The 13,289-nt window shown below is 72.0% G+C and carries 9 protein-coding genes; 4 read left to right on the top strand and 5 right to left on the bottom strand.

Features of this window, described 5'->3' with window-relative positions; genetic code table 11:
- Positions 1–134 precede the first annotated feature (134 nt).
- Together ACQHII_RS37095 and ACQHII_RS37090 are read left to right on the top strand one after the other, a co-directional pair.
- A complete protein-coding gene (locus tag ACQHII_RS37095; RefSeq protein WP_427925498.1) occupies positions 135–1,937 on the top strand; it encodes a glycoside hydrolase family 15 protein in 1,803 nt (600 codons plus the stop codon).
- Positions 1,938–1,967: 30 nt separating this feature from the next.
- Positions 1,968–2,183, top strand: a complete 216-nt coding sequence (locus ACQHII_RS37090; RefSeq protein WP_427923357.1) for a DUF6243 family protein — start codon at positions 1,968–1,970, stop codon at positions 2,181–2,183.
- 96 nt (positions 2,184–2,279) lie between these two features.
- On the opposite strand, the gene ACQHII_RS37085 is transcribed toward ACQHII_RS37090, so the two are convergent.
- Complete coding sequence (locus tag ACQHII_RS37085) at positions 2,280–5,147, bottom strand: exo-alpha-sialidase (protein ID WP_427925497.1); 2,868 nt, start codon at positions 5,145–5,147, stop codon at positions 2,280–2,282.
- 173 nt (positions 5,148–5,320) lie between these two features.
- On the opposite strand from ACQHII_RS37085, the gene ACQHII_RS37080 reads away from it, so the two are divergent.
- Together ACQHII_RS37080 and ACQHII_RS37075 are read left to right on the top strand one after the other, a co-directional pair.
- A complete protein-coding gene (locus ACQHII_RS37080) occupies positions 5,321–6,703 on the top strand; it encodes an FAD-binding protein (RefSeq protein WP_427923356.1) in 1,383 nt (460 codons plus the stop codon).
- Positions 6,704–6,746: 43 nt separating this feature from the next.
- A complete protein-coding gene (locus ACQHII_RS37075) occupies positions 6,747–8,393 on the top strand; it encodes a PucR family transcriptional regulator (protein WP_427923355.1) in 1,647 nt (548 codons plus the stop codon).
- Between the two features lie 6 nt (positions 8,394–8,399).
- Here the strand turns inward: ACQHII_RS37075 and ACQHII_RS37070 are convergent, their stop codons facing one another.
- The 4 genes from ACQHII_RS37070 to ACQHII_RS37055 form a co-directional block, all read right to left on the bottom strand.
- Positions 8,400–9,536 (bottom strand): glycosyltransferase family 4 protein, encoded by a 1,137-nt coding sequence (locus ACQHII_RS37070; RefSeq protein WP_427923354.1) that lies wholly within the window; start codon positions 9,534–9,536, stop codon positions 8,400–8,402.
- 227 nt (positions 9,537–9,763) lie between these two features.
- Positions 9,764–11,482, bottom strand: a complete 1,719-nt coding sequence (gene recN, locus ACQHII_RS37065; RefSeq protein WP_427925496.1) for a DNA repair protein RecN — start codon at positions 11,480–11,482, stop codon at positions 9,764–9,766.
- Between the two features lie 89 nt (positions 11,483–11,571).
- A complete protein-coding gene (locus ACQHII_RS37060) occupies positions 11,572–12,477 on the bottom strand; it encodes an NAD kinase (RefSeq protein WP_026179466.1) in 906 nt (301 codons plus the stop codon).
- Complete coding sequence (locus ACQHII_RS37055; protein WP_427923353.1) at positions 12,474–13,289, bottom strand: TlyA family RNA methyltransferase; 816 nt, start codon at positions 13,287–13,289, stop codon at positions 12,474–12,476. The genes ACQHII_RS37060 and ACQHII_RS37055 overlap by 4 nt, the downstream gene beginning before the upstream one ends.

The following is a 13,289-nucleotide window of genomic DNA, read 5'->3' as shown; positions in this document are numbered from 1 at the left end:
GAGCTCGTCGGCCCGTTGGGCAACGACCCCCATTTGCTTCATGGCTCAACGACGCACTACAAACGATCCCTTGACCGCACACAGCGACCGCCCCTTTTCCCTGGGGCGACGTGGCCGTTCGACTGGAGTTGCACGTGGCCGGGCGCATCGAAGATTACGCACTCATCGGAGACATGCAGACCGCTGCCCTGGTCTGCCGGGACGGATCGGTGGACTGGCTGTGCCTGCCCCGGTTCGACTCCCATGCCATCTTCGCCGGTCTGCTCGGCACCGAGGAACACGGCTTCTGGCGGCTGGGCCCGGCCCACGCCTCCGACGCGCCGCCGCCCACCGCGGCCCGGCGCGGCTACCGCGGTGACTCGCTGATCCTGGAGTCCGAGTGGGACACCCCGCGAGGCACGGTCCGCGTGACCGATTTCATGCCTCCTCGCGACGGCGCCCCCCAGTTGATCCGCATCGTCGAGGGCATCTCCGGCCGCGTCCCGATGCGCTCGGCCCTCCGGATGCGTTTCTCCTACGGCCGGGTCGTCCCCTGGGTGCACAAGCACGAGGGCCGCACGGTCGCCGTCGCGGGCCCCGACTCGGTGTGGTTCGACACCTTGGCGGAGACCTACGGCAAGCAGCTCACGACCTACGCCGACTTCACCGTCGCGCCGGGTGACCGCATCGCGTTCACCATCTCCTGGGAGCCCTCGCACAAGCAGCCGCCCCCGCTGCCCGAGCCGGAGCAGTCGCTGGAGGCGACCGAGGACTTCTGGCGCGAGTGGGTCGACCAGTGCACGTACCACGGCCCCTACCGCGAGGCCGTCGTCCGCTCCCTGATCACCCTCAAGGCCCTCACGTACGCCCCGACCGGCGGCATCGTCGCCGCGCCGACCACCTCCCTCCCGGAGGAGATCGGCGGCGTCCGCAACTGGGACTACCGCTACACCTGGCTCCGCGACGCGGCCATCACCCTCTCCTCCCTCCTGCGCACCGGCTACCGCGAGGAGGCCCGCGCCTGGCGCGAGTGGCTGCTGCGGGCCGTCGCCGGCGACCCGGAGAACCTCCAGATCATGTACGGCATCGCCGGCGAGCGCGAGCTCGGCGAGGCGGAGCTGGACTGGCTGCCGGGCTACGAGAACTCCGGCCCGGTGCGCGTCGGCAACGGCGCCGCGCACCAGCTCCAGCTCGACGTCTACGGCGAGGTCACCGAGGCCCTGCACCTGGCCCACATGACCGGCCTGGCCCGTAACGACTACGCCTCCCTGCTCCAGCTCAAGCTGATCCGCTACTTGGAGAAGCACTGGGACGAGCCCGACGAGGGCATCTGGGAGGTGCGCGGCCCACGCCGCCACTTCGTGCACTCGAAGGTGATGGCCTGGGTCGCGGTCGACCGCACGATCAAGCTGATCGAGTCGGGCGACGCGGACGGCCCGCTGGAGCAGTGGCGCGAACTGCGCGACGACATCCACCGGGACGTGTGCGAGCGCGGCTACGACAAGGAGCGCAACACCTTCACGCAGTCGTACGGCTCGAAGGAGCTGGACGCCTCGCTGCTGCTCATCCCGCAGATGGGCTTCCTGCCCCCCGACGACAAGCGCGTGATCGGCACGATCGAGGCGATCCAGCGCGAGCTGTCCACGCCGGACGGCTTCATCCTGCGCTACCCGACCTCGGGCGAGGACGAGGGCGTCGACGGCCTCCCCGGTGACGAGGGCGCGTTCCTGGCCTGCTCGTTCTGGATGGCGGACGACCTCGCGATGATCGGCCGCGTGGACGAGGCCCGTAAGCTCTTCGAGAAGCTGCTCTCGCTCCGCAACGACCTGGGCCTCCTCGCCGAGGAGTGGGACCCGCGCCTGCAACGCCAGGTCGGCAACTTCCCGCAGGCCTTCAGCCACGTCCCGCTGATCGACACGGCGCTGCGGCTGACGGCTTCGGGGGCCTACGGCGGCTGACCCCCGCTCCACATCACCACCGGGAGAACCGTGACCGTCAGCAAGAACATCAACAACCCCGTGGGCCAGGGCGGCGGCCAGCGCAAGAAGCAGTCCCGCGCCGAACGCCAGAACCACGGTCCGCACCGCAACCTCGACCGCAAGGGCGCGGCCGACCTGAAGGCGGAGCTGGTGCGCAAGATGCGCGAGAAGGCAGCCGCGGCCGAGGCCACCGGACAGGCGGGCGACGACACCGCGAAGAGCTGACGGACCGCCGACGCAGGGCGGCACCACACAGGGCAGGGCCTGCCGGATCGGGAGACGATCCGGCGGGCCCTGCCCCGTACTGCGCCTGGTCCCGGGTTACCCGATGAGACGGACCGCGTCTGCCACGACGTAGCCGTCGGCGTCGTCCGACAGTTCGACGACGGCCGGGGTTCCGGCCGTGAACGGGAAGCTACCCAAAGACACCCAGCGGTTGCCGCGTCCGGTCTGGTCGACACGGACGACGGCGGAGCCGCCGGCGTATCTGACGGTGTAGGGGGCGTTGGTCGCCCGGTTGGCGTAGTCGGTGTACCAGACGGACACGTCGTACACCCCGCTCGCCGGCACGTCCGACTGCCAGCGCACGACCGAGGTCCCGGTGCCCGCCGCGTGGGTGCGATAACTCGCGCCCCAGAAGCCCTCGATGCCCGATGCCGGGTTCCAAGTGCCGGAGACCGTACTGAACTTGGTGGCGTCGTCGTTGTCGGCGACCAGTCCCTGGGACGTGATCCGCACGGCGTCGGCGACGACGTATCCATCGGCGTCGTCCGAGAGTTGGACGACGGCCTTGCTTCCGGCGGTGAACGAGTACTTGCCCAAGGAGATCCAACTGCCGCCGTTCACCGTCTGGTCGACGCGCACCAGCGTGGAGCCGTTGGCGTCCGTGACGGTGTAGGGCGCGTTGTCCGCGCGGTTGGCGTTGTCGGTGTACCAGACGGACACGTCGTAGGTCCCGGTCGCCGGTACGTCGGTCCCCCAGCGCACGGCCGAGGTGCCGGTGCCCGCGGCGTGGGTGAGGTAGTTCGCTCCCTGGTACCCGGTGACACTGGTCCCGGCGTTCCAGGTGCCGGAGACCGTGCTGAAGCCGGACGAGCCGTTGTCGGTGACGGCGCCCCGGTAGGAGAGCCGGACGGCGTCGGCGACGACCGTGCCGTCGGCGTTGTCCGACAGGGTCACCGTGCCGTCGCCGCCACCGGTGAACGCGAACTCGCCGAGCCGGACCCAACGCCCGCCGCCGGACGACTCGTCGACCGTCACCGCGGACTGGCCGTCGGCGTGGTTGATCACGTAGGAGGCGTTGGACGCCTGGCCCGAGGCCGACTTGAACCAGGCGGCGACCTCGTACACGCCGTTCATCGGCACATCGGGCCGGAACTCCACACTGGCGGTGCCGGTGCCGGCGGCGTGCGTGTCATGGCTGCCGCCGTAGGCGCCGCTGAGCGAGTTCACGTCGGTCCAGGTACCGGCGAGGGTGTCGAAGCCCGGGACGAAGTCGTTGTCCGACACCGTGTTCGGCACGTCGGCGGGCTCGCTGCCCGAGACGAGGGTCAACTGGTCGGGTGCGATGGCCTTTCCGCCGGCCCGGCCGACGGCGGCCAGGGTGAAGCGGACGGTGTGCTGTCCGGCGGCCAGGGTCGTCGACCCCAGTCCGTACACCTGGTAGCCGTCGATGTCGTAGGTGTCGGAGCCGGACGTCAGCGTCGGGTCGAACAGGCCCTGGCCGAGTGTGGTGCCGTCGATGCTCGCGCGTATCTGCCCCTGGCCGAAGCTGCGATGGAAGCGCGCGGAGACCTGGTAGCCGCCCGTTTGTGTGACGGTGAACGGGACGTCGATGTAGTTGCCCACGGCGGAGGCCCCGTAGCGCAGGGCCTTGCCGCCGACGGCGTTGGCGTCGGCGAGGATCGGCACGGCGGCGCCGGTGTCCGTGCGCGCGTCCGCGGTGGCCATCTCGTAGGTCTGCTGGGTGAACCCGGGGCCGGTGGCGAGGCTGTCCCGGCCCTTGGTCAGCCAGGCGAGGTCGAAGCGGGCGACGCTGATGCGCTCGGGGTAGGTGGCGACGGTGCCGTCGCGGCCGTAGACCAGCAGGATCGTGCCGTCGGACAGGCGGGCGAGGTCGGAGTAGTAGGACGGGCCCGGGTCGATCACGCGGCTGTAGCGGAAGCTCGCTCCGTCGTCGTAGGAGATCGAGACGGTCATGTTCTCGCGGGCGGAGGAGTCCGGGCGGGAGAAGAGGAGCCGGTCGACCGTGCCGGTGGTGTAGTTGAGCATGCCCGCGTCGACCGAGCCGAAGGTGCCGGTCGCGCCGTCGATCGCCGGTGCGGACCAGGTCAGTCCCCCGTCGGTGCTGGTCGAGGTGATGCGGTAGCGGGTGCCGCCCGAGCCCCAGCGGCCGTTGAGGACGACGGCTCCGTCGGAGCGTTCGTAGACACGGCTCTCGTTGATGGGATAGGTGGCGTCCATGAGCGGGGAGCCCCGGTGCCAGGTGGCGCCGTGGTCGTCGCTGTACAGCATGTCCATGCCGTAGTTGGCGTCCGTGGCGGTGCTGGCGGCGCGGTGCATGACGGGCATCAGCAGCCGGCCTGTGCTCAGCTGGATGCCGTGGCCCGGGATCGGGGCGTCGCGCGTCCAGCCGTACGGGTTCGAGGCGAACAGCGGGGTCAGGTCCTCGGTGGCCGACCAGGTGGCCCCGGCGTCGTCGCTGTGCTTGACGTAGATGTTCGAGCCGTCACCCTTCCAGAACAGGGAGACCCGGCCGGTCTGCCCGTCCACCACCGGCGTGGGGTCGCCCCAGCTCTGCACCGTGTCCGCCGGGACCACGACGGCACTGGCGGACCAGGTGACCCCGGCGTCCACGCTGCGGCGCACGAGCAGGTCCTTCGGTCCGCCGTCCCCCACCGTGAAGCGGCCCTCGGTGAACGTGAGCACCACGTCGGCGGGCAGGGCCGCGCCTCCCGCGGGCGGCACGATTCCCTGGGGGACCACCCCGAGGCCCTGCACGTGGAAACTCGCGTAGGCATCGTTGTCGGTCGAGTCCCACAGCTCGGACTCGGAGAACGAACCGGCGGCGGTGACACCCGCCGCCTGTGCGCGGCCCGCCGTCGTCACCAGGGCCAGCAGTGTCAGCAAGGCCAGCAGGACGGCCCCCACCGTCCGGAACGGCGTTCTTCGGTACGCCTGACGTGACATCACGTTCCCCCTCCATAAGAAATTCCCGTGATCGCCGGCCAACGATATGACCTTCGAATCCGGGCTGTCAGTGGCATGTCAGGGACGGCTGGGTGAACCCACAGCGCGACTGCCGGGCCGAGCACGCCTACGCTGGAATCGTCCCATTTACCCTTTTCTGGAAGGGGGCGGCCATGGCCTCCCTCTCGACGGCGGGCGCGGCTCTCACCGCGTTGCGCGAGGATCTGGTCGGCGACGTGTTCGCCCCGGGGGATCAGGGTTACGACGACGCCCGTGTCGTCTTCAACGCGATGATCGACCGGCGTCCGGCCGTGATCGCCCAGTGCGTGGACGAGGCCGATGTCGTACGGGCCGTGCGCTTCGGGCGCGAACTGGATCTGCCGATCGCGGTGCGCGGCGGCGGTCACAGCGTCGCCGGCATGGCGCTGGGCGACGGGGCGCTCGTCGTGGACCTGCGCCATATGCGCGAGGTGACGGTCCATCCCGCGGCCCGGGCGGTACGGATCGCCGGCGGGGCCACGATGAGCGAACTGGACGGCGCGACCCAGGAACACGGTCTGGCCACGACCGGCGGCCGGGCCTCCACCACGGGGGTCGGCGGCTTCGTCCTGGGTGGCGGCACCGGCTGGCTGGACCGCGCCTTCGGCCTCGCCGTCGACAACCTGCTCGGCGTCGACCTGGTGACCGCCGACGCGACCGTGGTCCACGCGAGCGCCGAGGAGAACCCGGAACTCTTCTGGGCCCTGCACGGCGGCGGCGGAAACTTCGGCATCGCCACCGCGCTCACCCTGCGACTGCACGAACTGCCCGAGTTCTCCATCGCCTTGGTGATGTACCAGCCCGAGCACGGCCAGGACGTCATCCGCACCTACCGCGAGATCATCGAGACCGGCCCCCAGGAGGCGAGCGGCGGAGTCATCTATCTCACCGCGCCGCCCGAGGAGTTCATCCCCGAGCAGCTGGTCGGCCAGCGGCTGTGCGGCGCGCTGATCACCTACGCCGGCGCCGAGGAGGACATGCGCAAGCTCGCCCAGCCGCTGCTCGCCCTGCCGCACGAGGTGGAGATCGTCACCGCCCTGCCCTACGCCCAGTTCCAGACGATGTTCGACGATCCGGCGAACCTGCGGAACTACTGGTCGGCCGAGTACCTGACCGGCGCGCCCGACGCGTTCACGGACGTCTTCTGCGCCCTCGGCGAGAGCCTCCCGGTCCCCACGGGCACGCAGCACGTGCTGTTCCCGCAGGGCGGCGCGATCGCCTCCGGCCCCGCCGAGTTCCCGGTGCCGTACCGGAACGCGCCCTGGGCCGTTCACCCCTTCGGTATCTGGGAGGACCCGGCCGACGACGAACGCTGCATCGCCTGGGTCAAGGACGTCCGCGCCAAGGTCCAGCCCTGGAGCACCGGAGCGGTCTACCTCAACTTCATCGGCGACGAGGGCACGGACCGCGTGACGGCGGGCCTGGGCGCCGAGAACACCCGGCGGCTCGCGGCGGTGAAGCGGGAGTACGACCCCGACAACGTTTTCCGTTTCAACCACAACATCGCACCGGCCTAGGCCGAGGTGTGCGCAGGGCATCCGCGCAGGTAGCGTCCGCTGCATGGACAGCCGTACGGACAGCACATTCGACAGCCAGGGCGCCGGGATCACCGTTCAGCGGGCGCTGGAGCTGCCCGGGCTGCGCAGCGGGCTGCCGGAGATCCTGGCGGGCGCCGACCGGCTCCAGCGGACCGTGCGCTGGGTGCACGCGGGCGAGGTCCCGAACATCGCCTCCCTCCTCAAGGGCGGCGAACTGCTCCTGACCACGGGCTACGGCCTCGGTACCCGCCCGGCGGAACAGCGCGCCTTCGTCCGTACGCTGGCCGAGCGGGGCATCGCGGCCCTGGTCGTCGAGCTCGGCCCGCGGTTCACCCGGCTGCCCGCCACCCTCGTCGAGACGGCCCGCGCGACCGGTCTCCCGCTGGTCCAGCTTCACCGCGAGGTGCCGTTCGTCGCGGTCACCGAGGAGATCCACACCGAGATCGTCAACGGCCACTACGCGCTGCTCCAGCAGGCCGAGGAGGTCCACCGCCGCTGTACGGAGGCTCTGCTCGGCGGCGGCGGAATCCCCCAAGTCCTGGGCATCCTGGCCGACTTCAGCGGCAACCCGGTCTTCCTGGAGACCCCGGACGGCCAACTCCTCTACGCGGCGGGCTCCGGGCCCGAGGGCGCCGACCCGCTCCAGGTGTGGGAGGGGCTCCGCGGCCAGCACAAGGACGGCTCGCCGCCCGCCGGTTCGGTGCTGGTGGACGTGCCCGGGGGCGGTCCCGGCACGGGTTCGGTCCGCGCGCGGATCGTGCTGCTCCCGGTACGGGCGCCGCTCTCCCCCGTGCACCGCATCGCCGCCGAACGGGCCGCCGGCATCCTCGCCGTGGTCCTGATGCAGGCCCGCCAGGAGGAGGAGCTGGCCGCCCGCGGACGCGGCGACTTCCTCACCGACCTCGCCGAGGGCCGTATCGCCGCCGAGGACGCCCCGGCCCAGGCCCGGGTACTGGGCTTCAAGCCCGGCACCAGCCCGCTGCTGCCCGTGGTGATGCGCCTCGGCGACGCGCTGGCCGCGCCCGGCGGCGGCTGGGCGGTCCTGGCCCGCGCGGTCGCCGAGGAGCTGGCCTCGGTGGGGGTCCCGGTCCTGCTGGGCGTACGACCGGTCGAGGGCCGGGTCCCGCTCCTGCTCGGCCTGCGCTCGGAGTCGGAGCGGTCGGCCGTCGCGGACCGGGTCGCGGCGGCACTGCGCGCGGGCGTGGAGCGGGCCGGGATGCAACGCCCGGGCGCACAGCCGCCGATCGTGGTCGTCGGGGTGGCCGGCGGCTGGGCGGCGGCGTCGGCGGGGCTGCGCCACGCGGCCGAGACGGCGACGGCGGCACAGGGCCTGTCGGACCGCCCCTGGTACGACGCGCGGCGCCTGGACATCGAGCTGCTGCTGTGGCGGCTGCGCGACCATCCCGACCTGGCGGCCTTCGTGGACCGCGCGATCGGCCCGCTCCGCGACCACGACAACCGCTCCAAGCCGCCGCTGCTCCCCACGCTGGAAACGTACTTGGCGCACGCGGGCCGCAAGGCGGAGACCGCCCGCGAACTGCATCTCAACCGGCAGACCCTCTACAACCGCCTCGCCCGCATCGGGGAGTTGCTGGGCACGGACCTCGAAGACCCGCAGACGGTACTGGCGTTGAGCCTCGCGCTGCGCGCCCGCAGGCTGGTGCCGTAGGAATTTTCAGGTCAGCGGGAGCGGCTGGGTCAACTCGTCGTAGACACTCAGCACTTGGGCGACGGTCTCGTCCTCGGTGGGCCAGGTGGCCGCCTGCCGGGTGCCCTTCTCCCGGAGCAGTTCCCGGCGTTCGGGGTCGCGCAGCAGCCGGGTGACCGCGTCGGCGAGGGCCTTCGCGTCGCCGTAGGGCACGAGTTCGGCGGCGTCTCCGACGAGTTCGGGGATGCCGCCGACGGCGGTGGCGACGAGCGGGACGCGGGCGTGCAGTGCCTCCTGGGCGATCACCGAGCGGGACTCCCAACTGCTGGGCAGGAGCGCGAGGTCGGCGGCGGCGAGCAGTTCGCCCACGTCGTCGCGGCGCCCGACGAGCCGGACCGGCAGCTCCTCGTCCTCGATCCGGCGCTGCAACTCGGCCCGCAGCGGCCCCTCCCCCGCGATCACGAGCAGCGGGGCCGGATCGAGACGGCACCAGCCGCGCGAGGCGTCCAGGAGGGTGTCGTAGCCGCGCTGCCGGTCGAGCGAGCCGACGGCGACGAGCAACGGGCGGTCGGTGGCGCCGAGTTCGGCGCGGAACTTGGGGCGCAGCCGGTCGGGATCCTCGTGCTCGACGGCCTTGCGCGGTCCCGGCAGCGCGACGGCGGCGAGCCGCGCGTCCCGGGCGCCGGTCCGGCGTGCCCGGTCGACGAGATCGGACGTGGCTCCGAGCACCACGACGGCGGCCTTCACGACCCGCCGCTCCAGCAGCCGCAGCAGATGGGCGCGCGCTCCTTCGACGTGTGCGCGGTCGTGCCAGGTGACCACGAGGGGTGTCCGACGGCCGCTGAGCGCGAGGACGGCGCGGAAGGAGGCGTGCAGTCCGTGCGCGTGCACCAGGTCGGCGTCCGCGCAGGCGGCCCGGAGCGCGGCCACGGAGGACGGGTCGCTGCTGCGCGGGACGTGCACGTGTTCGGCGCCGGCGCCCGTGAAGTCGTAGGTGTGATCGGCCTCGACGGGGGCGCACACCGTGACCCGCACGCCCCGCGCGACGAGCCCGGAGGCCAGGGAGCGCACGTGCGCGCTGCTCGCGGCGTTGCCCCCGCCGAGCACCTGCACGGTGCGCAGCGGCGACTGGCCGTGCGGTGAGTGGCTGCTCACGGGGGTCACGTGGCCGGGGCTCCTGGTTCGGCGACGGGCGGTCACGAAGAAAGTACAGAAGGATCGCGCGGTGGGGGTGTACCGCACGCTTCCTACGCGTTCCAACTCAAGGATGCCAGTACGTACGGGTGTTCCGACAACGTAGAAAAGCCCGGAGGCCGTACGAGAGGGCAACACGGGCGGGGATGTCACCCGTACGAGTGAGGAGCGCGCGCCTCCTGAACGACGAGCCCGCCCTAGCCGTCCGCCCTCGCCGTCGCCAGCAGCTCCTCCGCGTGGGCGCGGGCCGTCTCCGAGTCCTCCTGGCCGGCCAGCATCCGGGACAACTCCCGTACGCGGTCCTCGCCTTCGAGGACCTTCACGCCCGAGCGGGTCACGGACCCGTCGTTGGTCTTCTCGACCAGCAGCTGCCGGTCGGCGAAGGCCGCGACCTGCGGCAGGTGCGTGACGACCACGACCTGCGCGGTCTTCGCGAGCTTCGCGAGCCGCCGGCCGATCTCGACCGCCGCCTTGCCGCCGACACCGGCGTCGACCTCGTCGAAGAGATACGTCGGCACGGGGTCCGTCCCCGCGAACACGACCTCCACGGCCAGCATCACGCGCGACAGCTCACCGCCGGACGCGCCCTTGGCGATGGGCCGCGGCGGAGCACCGGGATGCGGGGCGAGCAGCAGCTCGACCTCGTCGACACCCGACGGGCCGTAGGCGACCGCGCGCCCGCCGACCTCGACGCCCTCCGGGTCCTCGGTCTGCCGGATCTCGAACGACACGCGCGCGTGCGGCATCGCGAGGGACGCCAGCTCGGCGGTGACGGCCGCGGCGAACCGCTCGGCGGCCTCCGTCCGGGCGTCGGTCAACGCCTGCGCGAGACCGCCCAGTTCGGCCCGCAGCGCGTCCCGCTCGGCGGTCAGCTCGTCGATCCGCTCGTCGTCGCCGTCGAGTTCGGTGAGCCGCGCGGCCCCCTGCTCGGCGTACGCGAGCACGGCCGCGATGTCCTGGCCGTACTTCCGCGTGAGCGCGTTGAGGGCGGCCCGCCGCTCCTCCACGGCCGCCAGCCGCAGCGGATCGGCGTCCAGGTCGTCGGCGTAGCCCGCCAGCTCCCCCGCCACATCGCCCAGCAGGATGCCGATCTCACCGATCCGGTCGGTGAGCGAGGCCAGCGCCGAGTCGTGCGACCGGACGGCCTCCAGGGCCCGCTGCGCACCCGCGACGAGGGTCGCCGCGTCGATGCCCTCGGGGTCCTCGGGGTTGCCGGCGAGCGCGGCGTGCGCGACCGTCGCGGCGGACGCCAGCGCCTCCGCGTGCCCGAGCCGCTCGGCCTCTGCGGCCAGTTCCACGTCCTCGCCGGCCCGCGGTTCCACGCCCGCGATCTCGTCGAGGCCGTAGCGCAGCATGTCGGCTTCCTGGGCCCGCTCCCGCGCGCGCGTAGTGATCTCGTCCAGCTCCACGGCGACGGCCCGCAGCCGCCGGTACGCCTCCGCGTATTTCGCGAGCGGCCCGGTGACGGCGTCCCCGGCGTACCGGTCGAGCGCCTGCCGCTGCCGGGACTGCTTCAACAGCCCCTGCTGATCGGTCTGCCCGTGCACGGCGACCAGCTCGTCGGCCAGCTCCGCGAGCACGCCCACCGGCACGGAACGCCCGCCCAGGTGCGCCCGGGAGCGCCCCTCGGCGGAAACGGTACGGCTGATGAGCAGCGTCCCGTCCTCCAGTTCGGCACCGGCCTCCTCGGCCCGCAGCACGGCGGAGCCGCCCGGAGGGACGGAGATCCGCCCCTCCACGACCGCGTTCTTCGCCCCGATCCGCACCAGCGCCGGGTCCGCCCGGCCCCCGAGCAACAACCCGAGGCTGGTGACGACCATGGTCTTGCCCGCACCCGTCTCACCCGTGACAGCGGTGAACCCCGGCGACAGCTCGACGACAGCGTCGTCGATGACTCCGAGCGACCGTATCCGCATCTCTTCCAGCACGGTGAAGACCTTACGAGGTAGGGCGGGAGAAGCGCGAGGCACCCTGTCACCCGGGGGAGTGTCCCCGCGCGATCGTGCTAGTGGGGCGCCCCCCGCCACCCCGAAACAGGCAACGCGAACTTCGCGACAAGCCGATCGGTGAACGACGCGTGGTGCAGCCGGGCCAGCCGCACCGGCACAGCGCCTCTACGCACCTCGACCCGGGCCCCGGCAGGCAGTTCGACGGTCCGCCGCCCGTCACACCACAACACCCCCGGAGGGATGTGCGGCAACACCTCTACGGCCAGCACGGAATCCGGCGAGGTCACCAACGGCTTCGCGAACAGCGCGTGCGCACTGATCGGCACCATCAACAACGCCTCCACCTCGGGCCACACCACGGGCCCACCGGCAGAGAAGGCGTAGGCAGTCGACCCGGTGGGCGTCGCACAGACGATCCCGTCGCACCCGAACCCGGTCACCGGGCGCCCGTCGATCTCCAGCACGACTTCCAGCAGCTTCTCGGCGCCGGCCTTCTGCACCGCCGCCTCGTTCAGCGCCCAGTCCGTGTGCACGATGTTGCCGTTCTTGTGCACGACGACGTCGACGGTCATCCGCTCCTCGACCTCGTAGGCCCGGGTGACCACCCGGTCCACGACCTTGTCGAGATCGTCCCGCTCGGCCTCCGCGAGGAACCCCACGCTGCCGAGGTTGACGCCGAGCATCGGCACCCCGGACGCCCGCGCGAACTCCGCGCCGCGCAGCAGCGTGCCGTCGCCGCCGAGGACGATGAGCAGCTCGCAGCCCTCAAGGCACTGCGGGGTGGCCTCGGTGACCGTCTCCACCTCGTCCGGGAGCGGCAGGTCGCGTGCCTCGTACTCCAGGACGCGCACTCCGATACCGGACTGGAGCAGCCCCTTGACGACCAGTTCGGCACTCCGGATGGCCGCTGGGCGGCCCGTGTGCGCGAGCAGGAAAACAGTACGAGCTCGGTTCTGTGTCAACGCGGCCCCTCCGCCACTGCACGGTCAACATCGGCCGGGTCCAGTTCGGGTGCGCCGGCCCGCAGCCACAGAAAGTACTCGACATTCCCGGAGGGCCCGGGCAGCGGGCTGGCGGTCACACCCTGCACCCCGAGGCCCAGCTCGGCGGCCCGCCGGGCGACTCCGCGCACGGCCTCGGCCCGTAGTTCCGGGCTGCGGACGACACCGCCGCTCCCCAGCCGTTCCTTCCCCACCTCGAACTGGGGCTTGACCATCATCACCAGGTCCGCGTCCGGCTTCGTGCACCGCACCAGGGCGGGCAGCACAAGGCCGAGCGGGATGAAGGACAGATCCCCCACGACAAGATCCACAGGCTCCCCATCGATCGCTTCAAGCGTCAACTCGCGTACGTTCGTACGGTCCTTGACGGTGACGCGTTCATCGCTCTGCAGAGACCACGCGAGTTGTCCGTACCCGACGTCGACCGCCACGACCTGCGCGGCGCCCGCCCGCAGCAGCACATCGGTGAAGCCTCCGGTGGACGCGCCGGCGTCCAGCGCCCGCCGCCCCCCGACCGCGAGCCCCTGCGGCACGAAGACCTCCAGCGCGCCCGCGAGCTTGTGGCCGCCCCGCGACACGTAGTCGGGGTCGCCGTCGTCCGCCACGACGACGATGGCCGCCGCGGTCTCCACCTGGGTGGCGGGCTTGGTCGCGACGGTCCTGCCCACGGTGACCCGCCCTGCGGCGATCAACTGGCTCGCGTGCTCCCGCGAGCGCGCGAGCTTCCGCCGCACCAGCTCGGCGTCGAGACGGCGGCGTGCCACTCCTGCCAC

This window comes from Streptomyces sp. cg40, from assembly GCF_050320165.1.
GTDB classification, from domain to species: domain Bacteria; phylum Actinomycetota; class Actinomycetes; order Streptomycetales; family Streptomycetaceae; genus Streptomyces; species Streptomyces hokutonensis.
This window is presented reverse-complemented; position numbering and strand designations above follow the sequence as displayed.